The organism is Pseudoalteromonas nigrifaciens (assembly GCF_002221505.1).
Classification (GTDB): Bacteria; Pseudomonadota; Gammaproteobacteria; order Enterobacterales; family Alteromonadaceae; genus Pseudoalteromonas; species Pseudoalteromonas nigrifaciens.
This window is the reverse complement of sequence record NZ_CP011036.1, coordinates 1506300-1521832: the sequence shown is the minus strand read 5'-3', so window position 1 is coordinate 1521832 and position 15533 is coordinate 1506300. Positions and strand designations below refer to the sequence as shown.

The 15533-nt window shown below is 40.3% G+C and carries 16 protein-coding genes; 13 read left to right on the top strand and 3 right to left on the bottom strand.

What is annotated here, in order from left to right:
• Nucleotides 1-216: 216 nt before the first annotated feature.
• The 6 genes from PNIG_RS07465 to trpA are packed head-to-tail and all read left to right on the top strand — an operon-like array spanning nucleotide 217 to nucleotide 6835.
• Nucleotides 217-1785 (top strand): anthranilate synthase component 1, encoded by a 1569-nt coding sequence (locus tag PNIG_RS07465; protein ID WP_011327975.1) that lies wholly within the window; start codon nucleotides 217-219, stop codon nucleotides 1783-1785.
• A gap of 1 nt (nucleotide 1786) precedes the next feature.
• Nucleotides 1787-2389: an aminodeoxychorismate/anthranilate synthase component II gene (locus PNIG_RS07460; protein ID WP_041454404.1), complete on the top strand. Its 603-nt coding sequence runs from the start codon at nucleotides 1787-1789 to the stop codon at nucleotides 2387-2389.
• Nucleotides 2390-2400: 11 nt separating this feature from the next.
• Nucleotides 2401-3468, top strand: a complete 1068-nt coding sequence (gene trpD / locus PNIG_RS07455; protein WP_089368172.1) for an anthranilate phosphoribosyltransferase — start codon at nucleotides 2401-2403, stop codon at nucleotides 3466-3468.
• On the top strand, nucleotides 3461-4825 hold the full coding sequence (gene trpCF, locus PNIG_RS07450; protein ID WP_089368171.1) for a bifunctional indole-3-glycerol-phosphate synthase TrpC/phosphoribosylanthranilate isomerase TrpF: 1365 nt from the start codon (nucleotides 3461-3463) through the stop codon (nucleotides 4823-4825). Before trpD ends, trpCF begins: the two co-directional genes overlap by 8 nt.
• Before the next feature lie 7 nt (nucleotides 4826-4832).
• Nucleotides 4833-6017, top strand: coding sequence for a tryptophan synthase subunit beta (gene trpB / locus PNIG_RS07445; RefSeq protein WP_011327971.1), 1185 nt, complete (start codon nucleotides 4833-4835; stop codon nucleotides 6015-6017).
• Nucleotides 6014-6835, top strand: a complete 822-nt coding sequence (trpA, locus tag PNIG_RS07440; RefSeq protein ID WP_089368170.1) for a tryptophan synthase subunit alpha — start codon at nucleotides 6014-6016, stop codon at nucleotides 6833-6835. The genes trpB and trpA overlap by 4 nt, the downstream gene beginning before the upstream one ends.
• Before the next feature lie 84 nt (nucleotides 6836-6919).
• On the opposite strand, the gene PNIG_RS07435 is transcribed toward trpA, so the two are convergent.
• Together PNIG_RS07435 and PNIG_RS07430 are read right to left on the bottom strand one after the other, a co-directional pair.
• Entirely contained in the window at nucleotides 6920-7189 is a 270-nt protein-coding gene (locus tag PNIG_RS07435) for an HU family DNA-binding protein (protein WP_089368169.1), read from the bottom strand.
• A 199-nt stretch (nucleotides 7190-7388) separates the two neighbouring features.
• Entirely contained in the window at nucleotides 7389-8813 is a 1425-nt protein-coding gene (locus PNIG_RS07430) for a sodium-dependent transporter (RefSeq protein ID WP_011327968.1), read from the bottom strand.
• A gap of 188 nt (nucleotides 8814-9001) precedes the next feature.
• On the opposite strand from PNIG_RS07430, the gene PNIG_RS07425 reads away from it, so the two are divergent.
• From PNIG_RS07425 to PNIG_RS07400, 6 genes are all read left to right on the top strand, one after another.
• The gene (locus PNIG_RS07425) at nucleotides 9002-9304 is read left to right on the top strand and encodes a YciI family protein (RefSeq protein WP_058373227.1); all 303 of its coding nucleotides are present in this window, start codon (nucleotides 9002-9004) and stop codon (nucleotides 9302-9304) included.
• Nucleotides 9305-9463: 159 nt separating this feature from the next.
• Nucleotides 9464-9721, top strand: a complete 258-nt coding sequence (locus PNIG_RS07420) for a PepSY domain-containing protein (RefSeq protein ID WP_089368168.1) — start codon at nucleotides 9464-9466, stop codon at nucleotides 9719-9721.
• 3 nt (nucleotides 9722-9724) lie between these two features.
• On the top strand, nucleotides 9725-10399 hold the full coding sequence (locus PNIG_RS07415; RefSeq protein ID WP_007375447.1) for a response regulator transcription factor: 675 nt from the start codon (nucleotides 9725-9727) through the stop codon (nucleotides 10397-10399).
• A complete protein-coding gene (locus tag PNIG_RS07410; RefSeq protein WP_011327965.1) occupies nucleotides 10393-11730 on the top strand; it encodes an ATP-binding protein in 1338 nt (445 codons plus the stop codon). Before PNIG_RS07415 ends, PNIG_RS07410 begins: the two co-directional genes overlap by 7 nt.
• Nucleotides 11717-12127: a hypothetical protein gene (locus PNIG_RS07405; protein WP_086995569.1), complete on the top strand. Its 411-nt coding sequence runs from the start codon at nucleotides 11717-11719 to the stop codon at nucleotides 12125-12127. Before PNIG_RS07410 ends, PNIG_RS07405 begins: the two co-directional genes overlap by 14 nt.
• A gap of 102 nt (nucleotides 12128-12229) precedes the next feature.
• Nucleotides 12230-13324 carry a flavin monoamine oxidase family protein gene (locus PNIG_RS07400; protein ID WP_089368167.1) on the top strand — a complete coding sequence of 365 codons (1095 nt, stop codon included), beginning with the start codon at nucleotides 12230-12232 and terminating at the stop codon, nucleotides 13322-13324.
• A gap of 50 nt (nucleotides 13325-13374) precedes the next feature.
• On the opposite strand, the gene PNIG_RS07395 is transcribed toward PNIG_RS07400, so the two are convergent.
• On the bottom strand, nucleotides 13375-14409 hold the full coding sequence (locus PNIG_RS07395; protein ID WP_041454403.1) for an AI-2E family transporter: 1035 nt from the start codon (nucleotides 14407-14409) through the stop codon (nucleotides 13375-13377).
• A gap of 172 nt (nucleotides 14410-14581) precedes the next feature.
• Between PNIG_RS07395 and PNIG_RS07390 the strand changes: the two genes are divergently transcribed.
• Complete coding sequence (locus tag PNIG_RS07390; protein ID WP_089368166.1) at nucleotides 14582-15472, top strand: TIGR01777 family oxidoreductase; 891 nt, start codon at nucleotides 14582-14584, stop codon at nucleotides 15470-15472.
• Nucleotides 15473-15533: the final 61 nt, after the last annotated feature.

Genomic DNA, 15533 nt, shown 5'->3' with positions numbered 1-15533 from the left:
TAATTATTATTTAAACGTATCTTTTTAACCAGTAACGACTGGAAAAAATAAAAAGCATTAGAGGCTAAAAAACATGAATAACAATCTTACTCTTACACATCGTTGGTGGCGCTTAATTTAGCGGGACGGTAATGATCTGTTTGTAATTTAGATATCGTTATTTAAACCCCGCATTGCACAGCATTGCGGGGTTTTATTTTTTTGAGGGAATGAGGTTTGATTTTTAGTCACATAACTACCACACCAGGTGAAGTAACCAGCATTACGCAAGTACGCGACTATATTAGTAGCCCGCTTGCACTATATAGCGCACTTGATAAGCCAAATTCGCTACTGCTTGAGTCGGCTGAAATTGAGTCTAAAGACAGTGTTAAAAGTTTAATTTTAGTTGATTGCGCACTGCGTATTGTATGCCAGGGTAAAACCGTAACGATTACAGCGCAATCAAATAATGGGCAACAGCTACTAAGCTATTTACAAACCAATGTAAAAAGCTGCGAAGCCACTCTAAACGAGACAACATTAACGCTTGCGTACTTAAGCTCAAACAATGATATTGACGAAGCGAGTAAGTTGGTTGCCGATAATGCATTCAGTGCACTGCGCACCTGTATTAACAGTATTAAAAGCACCACCAACAATCCTTTTTCGGTTTTTTTAGGCGGTGTATTTGCCTACGATATGGTAGCCAATTTTGAACAGTTAAGTGATGTGCCAGACGGCGAAAACACCTGCCCCGATTACGTATTTTATTTAGCCGAAACACTAGTGGTAATTGATCATCAAAAACAAACCACAGAACTTATTGGTAATGTATTTAATGGCCCCGACGTACATGCAAACTGCTTTGAAGTAGGTAAAGAGTTAGAGCGCTTAAATACCTTATGCGATAACGCTGCACAATTTAGCGCCAAGATGCAAAGCGGCGAATGCGATGTTGCTATTGATATAAGCGACGAAACTTACTGCGAACAAGTAATTAAGCTTAAAAAGAATATTGTAGATGGCGATATATTTCAGGTTGTGCCTTCGCGTACTTTCTCGCTGCCTTGCCCCGATCCACTTCATGCTTACAGCAAACTTAAACAGCAAAACCCCAGCCCGTATATGTTTTATATGCGCGACGAAGACTTTGCTTTATTTGGTGCATCACCCGAGTCAGCACTTAAATACACTGTGGCATCAAAACAGGTCGAAGTGTATCCAATTGCAGGTACTCGAGCGCGTGGCAAATTTGCGAATGGTCAAATAAATCTAGACTTAGATAGCCGCATCGAGCTTGAGCTGAGAAACGATCAAAAAGAGCGCGCTGAGCATTTAATGCTAGTTGATTTAGCCCGTAACGATGTTGCCCGTATTAGCGTAGCCGGTACGCGCTTTGCAAAAGAGCTATTAAAAGTAGACCGCTACTCTCAAGTAATGCATTTAGTGTCGCGCGTTGTCGGCACGCTAAAGCCAGAGCTTGATGCACTACACGCATACCAAGCATGTATGAACATGGGAACCTTAGTTGGTGCACCAAAAGTACGCGCTGCAGAACTTGTGCGCCAAACCGAAGGTAAACGCCGTGGTAGCTACGGTGGCGCTGTAGGTTATTTAACCGGTGATGGCGCTATGGATACCTGCATTGTTATTCGCTCAGCTTTTGTAAAAAATAATATTGCTTACGTGCAAGCCGGAGCCGGAGTGGTATTTGATTCAGATCCGCAGTCAGAAGCAAACGAAACCCGTGCTAAAGCACAAGCGGTTATTACCGCTATTAAATCTACTTTCGAGGCGGGTTAACATGAGCCAGCAACACCCAATTAAAATTTACTTTTTAGATAACTTTGACTCGTTTACCTATAACTTAGTTGACGAGCTAACTATGCTTGGCTGTGAACTGGTTGTTTACAGAAACAATATTAGCGCTGAGGTTATTTTTAATAAAATGCGCCAAGAACAAGGCCAAGTGCTATTAGTACTTTCCCCAGGCCCTGGCACACCAAGTAATGCAGGCTGCTTAATGGATTTAATAGCGCTTACCAAAGGTCACTTCCCTATGCTGGGTATTTGTTTAGGCCAGCAAGCTTTAACCCAAAGTTATGGCGGCGTAATTGGCCATGCTGGGGAAACCGTACACGGCAAATCGTCAATAATTGATTTAGGTGAACACCCAGTATTTAACGGTATGGGCAGCACTATGCCCGTAGCGCGTTATCACTCTTTAATGGCCACTAAAGTGCCTGATAATATTGCAGTAATTGCCCAATACCAAGATATTCCTATGGCTATTTATCATCATGATGACAATGTTTTAGGGTATCAGTTTCATCCTGAGTCTATTTTAACCCCAAACGGCGCGCAGCTATTACAGCAAAGCATTGCCTACTTAACCGCTAGCCAATAAAGGAGAACATAATGAGTATACAAACCAAGCAAAACATTAATGTTCTCAGTGCTAATATGCACAATGCGAGCATTCAAACTGCAATTGAGCAACTGATAAGCAACCAATCATTAAGCTACACGCAATCTAAAGCGCTGTTTGATGAAATAATGCAAGGTAACATGAGTGATATTGAGCTTAGCGCACTGCTTATAGCGTTAAAATCAAAAGGCGAAATCAGCGATGAAATAGCTGGCGCTGCGGCGTCTATGCGAGAAAATGCGCTCGCCTTTAATACTACCCGTAACCAACTTGCTGATTGCTGCGGCACCGGTGGCGATGGCTCTAATACAATTAATATTAGCACTACCGCTGCTATTGTTGCAGCCGCGGCAGGTATTAATATGGTAAAACACGGTAATCGCAGTGTCTCGAGTAACTCAGGCTCTGCCGATTTGCTCAAAGCATTGGGCATCAATATTGAAATGACGCCAGCACAAGCGGCAAATTGCTTAGAACAAACAGGCTTTACTTTTTTGTTTGCACCTCAGTACCACCCAGGCGTACGCCACGCAATGGGAGTACGTACTGCCCTTAAAACACGCACTATTTTTAATATTTTAGGGCCTTTGGTAAATCCAGCGGCGCCTGAAGTACAGTTACTCGGGGTATACAACCCCAATTTATGCCTACCTATGGCACAAACATTAAGAACCCTAGGCACCAAGCGCGCAATGATAGTACATGGCTCTGGCACCGACGAAATTGCTCTGCACGGCCCAACTACTGTGGTTGAGCTAAATAATGGCAACATTAGCGAGTATACGCTTAACCCAAGTGACTTTGACCTTGCAAACTATTCACTTGAACAACTAACCGGTGAAGGCCCACAATACAACGCTAATGTCTCTCTTGCTATTTTGCAAGGTAAGGGTGATGAAGCGCATAATGCCGCTATTATTGTTAATGTGGCCGCACTGTTATACCTAAGTGGTAAAGCGCAATCGCTAAAAGACGGCGCACAACAAGTACACACGTTATTAAGTTCAGGGCAAGCCATGAACACACTAAATGCAATTATTGAGGTAAGTAATGGCTAATGTATTAGACAAAATTGTTGCTGATAAAAAATTAGAACTAATTGAGCGCAAAGCCGCTCGCCCACTAGATAGCTTTAAGCACCTTGCGGTGCCAACAACTCGCAGCTTTTATAAAGCACTTGCAGCCCCTGGCATTCAGTTTATTTTAGAATGTAAAAAAGCATCGCCGTCTAAAGGGCTTATTAGAGAACCTTTTAATTTAACAGAAATAACCTCGGTTTATAAAAAGTATGCCAGCTGTATGAGCGTGCTAACCGACACCAAGTATTTTCAAGGTAGCTTTGATTACTTAGAGTTTGTACGTAGCCAAGTAGAGCAACCTCTTATTTGCAAAGATTTTTTTATAGACGAGTATCAAGTATATATGGCGCGTATTTATGGCGGCGACGCTATATTATTAATGCTCTCAGTACTTGACGATGAAAGCTATAAAGCATTGCATAGCGTTGCTGACTCGTTAAATATGTCGGTGCTAACTGAGGTAAGTAACGAAGCAGAAGTACACCGTGCGCTTGCCCTTGATGCTAAAATAATTGGCATTAACAACCGAGACTTACGCGATTTAAGTACAGATTTAGCCACCACCGAAAAGCTACGTAAACTTATTCCGGCTAATAAAGTCGTTATTTCGGAGTCGGGTATTTACACCCACCAAGACGTAAAACGATTAGCGCCACTTTGCGATGGCTTTTTAATTGGCAGCTCACTTATGAGCGAACGCGATTTAGAACAAGCCTGCAAAAGAGTTATATTAGGCGATAACAAAGTATGTGGCTTAACGCGCAGCCAAGATGCGCTTGCAGCGTATGAAAGTGGCGCCGTATATGGCGGGTTAATTTTTCATTCTAAGTCGCCTCGTTATGTCGACTTAGACTGCGCCATAGAGCTTAGCCAAAGTGCACCGCTTAACTTTGTTGGGGTATTTGTAGATGCGCCTATAGAGCAAGTAGCCCAGTACGCAAGTGTGTTAAAATTGGCGGCAGTGCAATTACACGGTCAAGAAAGTGACGATTACATTACCACCTTGCGTACACAACTACCTAGCGACTGCGAAATTTGGAAAGCACAGGCAATAAAAGATGCATTGCCGACTCCAGTACATGGTGTTGATCGCATTTTGTACGACACCCACAGCAACACCCAAGCTGGCGGTACAGGTAAAACATTTGATTGGTCGGTGCTACGTGATGCCACCACCCCCTTTATGCTTGCTGGAGGCTTAAATCCTGAGAACATTAAAGAGGCACTTTTTCAAGGCGCCTTAGGGCTAGACCTTAATTCTGGAGTGGAACAGTCTCCGGGTAAAAAGTGCCCTAACAAATTACAAAACGCATTTACAAGTATTAGAAATTATTGAGGTTAAAATGAAAAATCCAGCTTATTTTGGCGAGTTTGGCGGTATGTTTGTACCCGAGCTACTTGTCCCTGCGCTTAAGCAGTTAGAAAACGAATTTAACAAAGCACAAAAAGATCCACAGTTTCAGGCTGAGCTTTCAAAATTACTTAACGAGTATGCGGGTCGCCCTACGCCACTTACTTTAACGCGTAATTTAATTAAAAACCCAAAGGTTAAACTGTATTTAAAGCGTGAAGATTTACTGCACGGTGGCGCGCACAAAACTAACCAAGTACTTGGCCAAGCGTTATTAACTAAACGTATGGGTAAAACAGAGGTTATTGCCGAAACAGGTGCAGGCCAACATGGTGTTGCTACAGCACTTGCTTGTGCTCTGCTGGGTTTAAAATGCCGTATTTACATGGGTGCAAAAGACGTTGAACGCCAGCAACCAAACGTATTTAGAATGGAGCTAATGGGCGCGACTGTGATTCCGGTAACAGCGGGTTCAGGCACATTAAAAGATGCTGTAAACGAAGCACTACGTGACTGGTCAGCAAATTATCAAGATGCGCACTACCTACTTGGTACTGCAGCGGGCCCACACCCATTCCCAACTATTGTGCGTGAATACCAAAAAATTATTGGTGAAGAAGCAAAACAACAAGTGCTAAAAGCTGAAGGTCGCCTACCTGATGCCGTTATTGCCTGTGTTGGCGGCGGTTCTAATGCCATTGGTATGTTTAGTGATTTTATTAACGAGCCAAGTGTAAAGCTCATTGGTGTTGAGCCTGCTGGTAAAGGTTTAGATACACACGAGCACGGTGCTACTATTTGTAAAGGCACTAAAGGTATATTGCACGGTACTTACACCTATATTATGCAAAATGACGACGGCCAAATAGAAGAGTCGTATTCTGTATCTGCCGGCCTTGATTACCCAGCTGTTGGGCCGCAACATGCATTTTTACACGAAACAGGTCGTGCACAATATGTAGCCATTACCGACACCGAAGCACTAGACGCTTTTCAGTCGCTTGCCAAAAATGAAGGTATTATTCCGGCGCTCGAATCTAGCCACGCCCTCGCTTATGCACTTAAATATGCAGAAGCGCTAACTGATGAAAGCATTATAGTGGTTAATTTAAGTGGCCGAGGCGATAAAGACTTAGCCCACGTTCACAATGTATTGTCGCAAGGAGGTCAAATATGAGCCAAGTAAAAACAGATCGCTACGGTAAAATGTTTGCAGCCCTAAATGAGCAAAAACACGGGGCATTTGTACCCTTTGTAACTATTGGCGACCCCGGTAAAGAGCAAAGTATTGCTATTATTAAAAGTTTAATTGATGGTGGCGCCGACGCCCTAGAGTTAGGTATTCCGTTTTCAGATCCAATCGCAGATGGACCAGTCATTCAAAAAGCAAATATTCGCGCCCTTAATGTACACATTAACACCCAAGACTGCTTTGATATTATTAAACAAATACGCCAGTACAATGCAGATATTCCAATTGGTTTATTACTGTATTCAAACTTAGTTTTTAAGCGCGGTATAGACACCTTTTATAAAGATGCTAAAGCCGCCGGCGTAGACTCTATTTTAGTGGCCGATGTGCCACTGCATGAGTCAAAAACATTTAGAAAGGCAGCCATGGCAAACGGTGTAGACCCTATCTTTATTGCCACCCCTAATGCTGATGACGACACGCTTCGTGCATGCGCATCGTATGGCAGAGGTTACACCTATTTACTGTCGCGTGCGGGAGTTACCGGCACTGACGAAAAAGCGCAAATGCCAGCGGGCAACATTGTAACTAAATTAAAAGAATACCATAGCGCACCAGCACTATTAGGTTTTGGTATTTCAACGCCTGATGATGTAAAAGCCGCATTAAATGCCGGTGCTGCGGGGGCTATTTCGGGCTCGGCAGTGGTTAAAATTATCGAAGCAAACCTTGATGATTTACCCACCATGACCACACAATTAAAAGCCTTTGTAACTAAAATGAAAGCTGCTACAGCGCTTTAATAAACTACAACGGAAATTAAAAAAGGGCATTTTTAAAATGCCCTTTTTTGTTTTTATAAATAAAGTGTTTAATGGAGAATAAAATTAAAGAACATCTTTTAACGTTTTAGAAGCCTTAAACACCGCTTTATTAGCCCCTTCAATTTCAATACTAGCACCGGTTTGTGGATTACGCCCAGTGCGTGCTGGGTAATAGCTTAATGCAAAAGTACCAAAACCGTTTATTTGAACTTGATCCCCTTCTGCTAGCGACTTAGTAATTACTTTTTGTAAACTGGTAAGTGCTGCTTGTGCGTCTTTTTTAGTTAACTCACTTTTTTGAGCCATAGCGGTAACTAGTTGTGCTTTATTCATTGAATACTCCTAAATACACGCATAATGAAATTAATTAAGCGTGGGAATTTAACCATAATATAAAATAAAGTCAGGGAGGCTAAGGCTTACAAGGACGCAAGTCAACCCTGCAGCGTTAATACAATTAATATTCGCTGTACATTTATTTCAGACATAAAAAAGCCGCGAAATACGCGGCTTAATTAATATTAATCAGTTTTTAAAAACCAAATAATTTCAATCCAAAAAACTTAGTTGCAACTGTGTTTATAAATATAGTCGCTAAAATAATTGGAATAAACGTTGAAAGCGAAAAGTTAACATATTTTTCCATAAAGCTGCCTGCATAATTAGGCGAGCCTATGCTCAACTCTTTACTTAAATTTGCTTTTTTCCAGCGGTACATTACAAATAAACACACCATTAAACCGTTAAGCGGTAAAATGGTGTCGTAAAATACATCGTAAACTACATCAAAAAAGCTTTTACTTTCACCGCCGTAACCCGTAAACGACGTTAAGCTATCTACCATACCAAACGACATAGTACATAAGATTGTAAGTACGCCTGTGGCTAAGGTTAAAATACCCAATGCTTTTTTACGGCTTATGCCTTTGCGATCGCTTAATGTTGCTGTAGGTACTTCTACAATAGAAACGAGTGATGTAATTGCAGCAAAAAATACTAATAAAAAGAATAAGAATGCCACTGCCGATGCACCAAAGTAACCAATATCATGTTGCAGTGCTAACAATATTTTAGGAAGGTATACAAATATCATCGATACTGATGAATCAGAAAGCGTTGCTGGGTCTGTATTTGGATCAAAGCTAAAAATAGCCGGTAACACCATTAAACCTGCAACAAACGCAACTAATGAGTCGGTAATCGCGACCATTTTTGCACTGCCTACAATGTCGTCCTTTTTAGATATATAAGACGCATACGTCATTAAAATACCCATACCAAGCGATAATGAGAAAAATGCTTGCGCTAACGCACCATTTAACACACTGGCATTCATTTTAGAAAAATCAGGAATAATATAATACTTAACACCTGCCATCGCGTTATCTAGCGTTAATACATAACCCACTAACACAATTAACATGACGAATAATGCCGGCATTAAAAATTTAGCCGCTTTTTCTATTCCTTGCTTTACGCCACCTAACAAAATTAAGTTAACAACAAGTACCACAGCTGCCATATAAGCAAATACTGTGTAGCTATTAATAAACAACCCAAAGTGTCCAGGGTTTGCCAACGAATCTAAATTACCAAGTGCGGTTTGCGTTAAATAGCCAAAAATCCATACGGTAATAACCATATAAAAAACCGCTATCATAAAAGGAGTAAATACAGCTAAAAAGCCAGCCAACTTCCATTTTGTGTCATTGTTACCCAATATTTTGTATGAACCTAGGGGATCTTTTTGCGCTTTACGGCCCATGGCCATTTCAGCCATCATTACGGGTAAACAAATAAATGCGACAAACAAGGCATAGACGAGCAAAAATGCGCCACCACCGTTTTTTGTTGCAGAAACAGGAAAGCCCACTAAATTACCAATGCCCACAGCAGAGCCCGCCGCTGCTAATATAAACCCTAGGCGGGAGCTAAAGTGCTCTCTATTTTCACTCATGTATAAACCTTGTTATTATTTATCTTATCCATGGGACTCTAACAGTGTTACACAGCGCTTTTCAAGCAATTACACAGTAAAAAAATATTCTCACTGTAAACAAAGCTGTAAACACTTTTAATTCACCATTTTTCAACGCTATGCTAGTATACACTTAACTAAATTTAACAAATTTTATGAGATTCTTTATGTTGTACATGATTTATTCAATCGATGTTGAAAACAGCTTAGCACTGCGTAAAGAGGCCCGACCAGCGCACCTTGCACGCTTAAGTGAACTTGATTCGCAAAACCGTTTACTGACTGCAGGCCCGCTTCCGGCTATCGATAATGAAGACCCAAGTGATGCAGGTTTTACCGGTTCACTAGTAATTGCTCAGTTTGACTCTTTAGAGGCCGCCCGAGAATGGGCAGCAGCCGACCCTTATGTTGCGGCTGGCGTATATGAAAACTCAATTGTTAAACCATATAAAAAAGTATTCCCTGCTTAATAACACATGTACTTAACCTTGAATGATCTCACTATAAAATTCAGGGTTTGTTCACTCGTTAATTATTAAACTGTTGCCGTAAAATTCTTATTAAGTATTTAATTGAATTTTGGTAACTCAGTTTATTAAACTGAGTAGGTCTGATCTAGGAGTCCCGTCATGCGCGTATTATTAACCCTCAACTTTTTCGCTTGTATTTGTTTTGCTAATACGCTGCAAGCTAATACAATAACCAAGGTTAATAGCGTTGAGATAAGCAAAAAGAAAGCGGTAGTACTTGCAAAAGAAACCACTGACGGTACGACATTAAAAATTACCGAAAAAATAAATTTTTATACTGTACGAATTTTAAAATCTGACGGCCACGTCGTAGATTTAAAAATAAATAAAAAAACTGGCGAAGTGAAAAAGGATTGATTGATGCGAATTTTAGTTATAGAAGATGATTTACACTTAGCAGATAACCTGCGTAATGCTCTAGAAAAAGAACGTTACAGCGTAGATTTATGCCACGATGGTGAAGCGGGTCTTTTTCATATCACTGAGTACCCTTTAGACATGGCTGTGGTTGACTTAGGTTTACCTAAAATAGACGGGATTGAGCTTATTAATAAAGCCCGTGCCCAAGGCATTACCATTCCTATTTTAATACTAACAGCGCGCGATCGTTGGCAAGACAAAGTAGAAGGCTTAGATGCCGGTGCAGATGACTACCTAACAAAACCATTTCATGTTGAGGAGCTAATTGCCCGTTGTAATGCACTAATTCGCCGCAGCGCAGGTAAAGCAAACCCAGAAATGACAGCAGGACCAATTAAAATTCATACTCGCTCGCAGCAAGTGTGGGTTGACGATAAAGAGTTAAGCTTAACTGCATACGAATACAAAGTACTAGAATACCTCATGGTTAATCCGCAAAAGGTAATTTCTAAATCAGAGCTTACTGAGCATATTTACGACCAAGACTTTGACCTTGATTCGAACGTAATTGAAGTATTTGTACTGCGTTTACGTAAAAAATTAGATCCTGAAGGCGTACTAAATCCTGTAGAAACACTACGAGGACGCGGCTACAGGCTTAAAAGCCAGTGGTAGCACCGCAAATATCGTTAAAAATAAGGCAAGGATTTATCCTTGTCTTTGTTTTGTTAGTCGCTCTGCCTATTTTGTTTTACTCTATAGGCACCGCTTATTATGCCTCTTTGGTTGATGCAACAGAAAAAAACCTCGAAGCCCATCTGTACTCCCTAATTTCTGAAGTCGACTTTACAGAGCGCGGCATTATTATGCCCAGCACTATTTTAACCCCCGAGCTTAATAATTTAAATTCAGATACCTACGCAATGATATACCGCGATGATGTACCTATTTGGTATTCTGAGTCGGCGGTGAATGTTAATTTTACGCCAGAATATATTGAGCCCAAAGCCGGCGCCGCTGACTTTAGGCGTGTGGAGTATAATAACACCAGCTATTGGCAATTAAGCTTAACCGTTATTCTCAATAATATTGATCAGTCTGAGCAAGCACGCTTTATTTTACTCAAACGTAACGACGCGTTAGTAAAGCTTATGGATGGCTTTAAACAAACACTGGTTGACTGGATGTTTATAATGGGAATAGCAATTGCTGGGTTAATGGCAATTGGTTTTATTTGGAGTGCCCGCCCACTACAGCGCCTAGATAAAGAAATTAAAGCGATAGAGTCTGGTGATATACAAGAAATAAAAGGCTTGTACCCAGTAGAGTTACAAACAATAAAAGCTGATTTAAACTTATTACTTGAGTCGCAACAACGCCAAAAAGAGCGCTACAGAGCGTCATTAAGCGACTTAGCCCACGCACTTAAAACACCATTGGCAGTACTAAAGTCGAGTCCATTGGCAAATGATGCCGATGCACAAGAACAACTAGATCGCATCAATGTGATGATCGAGCATCAATTAAAGCGTGCTGCTACAGGTGCTTCCGACACTTGGAAAAAACAAACCGTTATTAAACCTGTTTTAGACTCTATTTTAAGCGCAATGGGTAAAGTATACCGCGATAAAGATATTATTTTTGACTGTAAAGTAGGTAAAAAAGATTACTTTTTAGGTGATAAAACCGACCTAATGGAATTACTTGGTAATTTAATTGATAACGCCTGTAAAGCATGTCGCTCGCAAGTAACCATTAAAGTAGCGCAAGGTAAAACCCTGTGTATTAGTATTAGCGACGACGGCCCAGGTGTACCACAAGACAAACGCGAATCTCTGCTTACCAGAGGCACACGCTTAGATACCTACGAAAGCGGCCATGGTGTGGGTATGGCAATCGTATCTGACTTAGTTAAGTCGTATCGTGGCTTACTCACAATTTCTAAGTCTGAGCAATTAGGCGGAGCCAAGTTTATGCTAGAGTTTAATTACCATGAAAAAAAGTAACCTTATAATTTATTTATTAAGCTTAACTTTATTATTTTTTAGCTCGGTAAGCTTTGCCCAGCAAACATGCAAATTACCTGCTCAAGCAACACCAGAGGTTACTAAGCGTTACATTCAGTGCCTAGATGATCAGTTAAATACAGCTAAACAACTACAAAATACTTGGATCCAAAAGCGCAAATTTGAGTTAAACAAATTAGAATTTGAAACTGGCAATACGCAAATTTTACAGCTGTTTATAAAAAGCATTGCCAGTAACGAAAATTATATTAAGCATAGTTGCCAGTGGCGCTACTCATTAAAGTTACCTAACGCTTTGAGCGCCGCAATAACCTATAAAACCTGCGAGCTATCACTAGTAGAGCAATTTACTTTAGACTTAAAGCGGCCTCTTTAATATTCAAAATAAGTGCTGCGCTATTGATATCGACATAAGTAGCGATACTAATAAATAGTCCAGCGCCTTACAATGCAAACCACAAAGGTATAAAAGCTTACTATGAGCAAATCCACTACAAATGAACCCGTTATTATTATTGGCGGCGGCTTAGCTGGGTTATATAGTGCATACCTGCTACAGCAACGCAATATTCCCTACCTATTATTAGAAGCAAAACCACAGTTAGGCGGGCGAATTGAAGCAGCACATGACACTCACAATAGTGCTATTAGCTTTGATTTAGGCCCTACTTGGATTTTTGATCATCAACCTAAAATTCAACAACTTATCTCGTTATTATGCTTACCTGTATTTGCACAATATACACAAGGCGATGTGTTATATCAGGCAGCGCAAACGCTAAAGCCACAACAAATAGCAGGTGCAGGCGAAATGCACCTACTAAGATTAACAGGCGGCATGTACAGCTTAATTAAAGCCTTGTATGAGCAGCTTAATCCGGCTTCAATCCTAACAGAGCATCACGTCGTTAAATTACATAAACAACAAAATACCTGGCATATAACCGCTAACCACAATGGCAAAGTTAAGCAATTTAGCGCAAAGCAACTAATTGCAGCGCTCCCCCCACGTATGATAACCCAACACTTAACTCCTGATCTTTGGGCTGACCAAACACTTATAAATCGCTTAACTGCAGTGCCTACATGGATGGCAGGCCAAGCTAAATTTATAGCAACTTTTGAACATGCTTTTTGGCGTGATAAAAACTTATCTGGGCAATGCTTTAGCCGTGTTGGGCCATTAGTAGAAGTTCACGATGCAAGCGCCAGTCATAATGGCCACCCCGCCCTATTTGGCTTTATTGGTGTACCTTATTCAACGCGCAGTACAGTAAGCACTGAGCAATTAAAACAAGCGTGTATAAAGCAACTTGCTTATTTTTATGGCGATGAAGTATACGCGGCAACGGGGTATTTTATTAAAGACTGGGCAGCTGACCCCTATGTAGCAAATGAAAATGATAAAACAGGGCCTTCACAACACCCAGAGTTTAACTACTCGGGGCTAAGCTCACAGTTAGCTAACTTAAATATTCATTTTGTTGGCAGTGAATTTGCGCAGCAAGAGGCTGGATATTTAGAAGGTGCAATAAACGCAGCAGATACGGCTATTAATGCTTTAAAAGTTTAATAGCCGTAAAGTTATGCTTATAGCAAAGTAATATACTACTTTGCTATAAATTAGTTTTCAGTAAGCTCTTCGCCTGTACCTAGTAATGTTGCCACCCAGCGGCCTTCGTCACTTGCCTCAAGCCCTATTTTAACTATCATAGTTAAAGGTACCGACAGCAACATACCTACAGAGCCTAATAACCAGCCCCAAAATATCAAAGACAAAAACACCACTAAGGTAGAAAGCCCCAGCCCTTTACCTAAAAATTTAGGCTCTACTATATTACCCATCACAGTATTAATAACTAAATATCCGGCTCCCACTAAACCAGCAACTAAAGGGCCTTGCGTTATAAGTGCCAATAATACCGCAGGTACAGCAGCAATAATTGAACCGATATTTGGAATGTAATTAAACATAAAGGCTAATACACCCCACAATACAAAATAATCGACATCTAAAAACCACAGTAAAGAAGCAGCTAATATACCCGTTCCTAAGCTTACTAAGGTTTTAATGGCTAAATAAGAGTTAATTGAGTCTAAAAAGCGATTAATTTGTTTCATTTTTTTATCAGGATCGTTAAGCGCCGAATGTATTTTATGATTAAGTGACGGCCCTTCAAATAGCATAAAAACCACGGTTAAAATAATTAAAAACATATTCGCCATTACTCCACCTAAGCCGGTGAGCATATTGGTGGCGACATCAACCATTTTACCAGGATCAAACATAGATAATATTTGGTCTTTATTAATTAAAATATTGTACTGCGACGCTATATCAACCAGCCAAACAAACTCTTCTTTTAATTTAACTTTAAACTGCGGAAGTTGCTGCGAAAAATCGTTAACTGACTGCCCTACCAAGCCGCCAAGGCTGACTCCTAGCCCTACAATAATAAGCACCACAAAAATAACAGCAATGCCTTTAGGAATACGATAGCGAGCAAAAAATTTAATTAGCGGGCTGCAAATAATTGCAATAAATGCCGCTAAAATAAAGGGAATAATAATAGCGCTGGCCGACTTGATCCCTGCGAGCACAATAACTAGTGCAGCAAAAATAATTAAGCTTTTATTTACCCCTGTTAAACTTGCCAATATTATGATCCTTATTATTTTTTATTAGGCTTTAGTGTAAGGCAAAAGCTAATAAAATGAAATATTTACTAAGTGATCATAAAACTGCATTACACGTATAAATTTGCAAAACCAAGCACTAGCGAGTATAAATTTTAAACACTTGCTAGCAATTAAAAAATAAGGCTGTGTTATGCATATTTTTATTACTGGAGCTACTGGCTTAATTGGCCAACACCTTTGTCCTTTTTTAACCCATCATCATAGTGTTACTGTGCTAAGCCGTAACCCCACAAAAGCAAACGTACTTTTAGGGCATAAAATAAATGCAGTTACTAACATAGAAGCGGTTGATTTTAATAATATTGATGTAGTAATTAACCTCGCAGGTGAGCCCATTGTAAATAAACGCTGGAGTGATAAGCAAAAATCGATTATTCGCGATAGCCGCATTGAGCTAACAAAACAAATATCTGCAGCAATCGCTGCATCCAATACCCCACCGCATACGTTTATATCAGGCAGCGCTGTTGGTTTTTATGGTCGCCAAGGCATTACCCCAATTGATGAAGAAAATAATAAACCCCACGATGAGTTTAGCCACCAGCTTTGTAAAGACTGGGAAAACGCAGCATTAGCAGCTCAATCAACTAGTACCCGGGTGTGTTTACTGCGCACAGGTATAGTATTAGCAAAAAAAGGCGGTGCTTTGAGCAAAATGCTACCGGCGTTTAAGCTCTGTTTAGGCGGCCCTATTGCCAATGGCGAGCAAGGTATGTCGTGGATCCATATTGACGATATGACGCAGTTAATATTATTTATTATAAAACATAAAAATATGACTGGGCCTATTAATGCAACGGCACCAAACCCTGTAAGTAGTAAAGTATTTAGCAAAAGTTTAGGTAAGGCGTTATCTCGACCAGCTCTAATTCCTATGCCAGCGCTTGTGTTAAAGCTGTTAATGGGCGAAATGGCTGATCTGCTCATTACCGGACAATATGTTTTCCCCCAAAAAGCATTAGAGCATAACTACCGATTTCATTTTTCTGATATTGATTCGGCATTAGAGAGTTTAGTATAAGCACAGTCATTCAGCATTTATAAATACTTATTTAGTTATAAATACAATGCTTTACAACGAT

Bases quoted from the DNA above. Each gene is read 5' to 3' on its own strand.
- PNIG_RS07460 (WP_041454404.1), top strand. From the start codon at position 1,787: ATGAGCCAGCAACACCCAATTAAAATTTACTTTTTAGATAACTTTGAC.
- trpD (WP_089368172.1), top strand. From the start codon at position 2,401: ATGAGTATACAAACCAAGCAAAACATTAATGTTCTCAGTGCTAATATG.
- trpCF (WP_089368171.1), top strand. From the start codon at position 3,461: ATGGCTAATGTATTAGACAAAATTGTTGCTGATAAAAAATTAGAACTA.
- trpB (WP_011327971.1), top strand. From the start codon at position 4,833: ATGAAAAATCCAGCTTATTTTGGCGAGTTTGGCGGTATGTTTGTACCC.
- trpA (WP_089368170.1), top strand. From the start codon at position 6,014: ATGAGCCAAGTAAAAACAGATCGCTACGGTAAAATGTTTGCAGCCCTA.
- PNIG_RS07435 (WP_089368169.1), bottom strand. From the start codon at position 7,189: ATGAATAAAGCACAACTAGTTACCGCTATGGCTCAAAAAAGTGAGTTA.
- PNIG_RS07430 (WP_011327968.1), bottom strand. From the start codon at position 8,813: ATGAGTGAAAATAGAGAGCACTTTAGCTCCCGCCTAGGGTTTATATTA.
- PNIG_RS07425 (WP_058373227.1), top strand. From the start codon at position 9,002: ATGTTGTACATGATTTATTCAATCGATGTTGAAAACAGCTTAGCACTG.
- PNIG_RS07420 (WP_089368168.1), top strand. From the start codon at position 9,464: ATGCGCGTATTATTAACCCTCAACTTTTTCGCTTGTATTTGTTTTGCT.
- PNIG_RS07415 (WP_007375447.1), top strand. From the start codon at position 9,725: ATGCGAATTTTAGTTATAGAAGATGATTTACACTTAGCAGATAACCTG.
- PNIG_RS07405 (WP_086995569.1), top strand. From the start codon at position 11,717: ATGAAAAAAAGTAACCTTATAATTTATTTATTAAGCTTAACTTTATTA.
- PNIG_RS07400 (WP_089368167.1), top strand. From the start codon at position 12,230: ATGAGCAAATCCACTACAAATGAACCCGTTATTATTATTGGCGGCGGC.
- PNIG_RS07390 (WP_089368166.1), top strand. From the start codon at position 14,582: ATGCATATTTTTATTACTGGAGCTACTGGCTTAATTGGCCAACACCTT.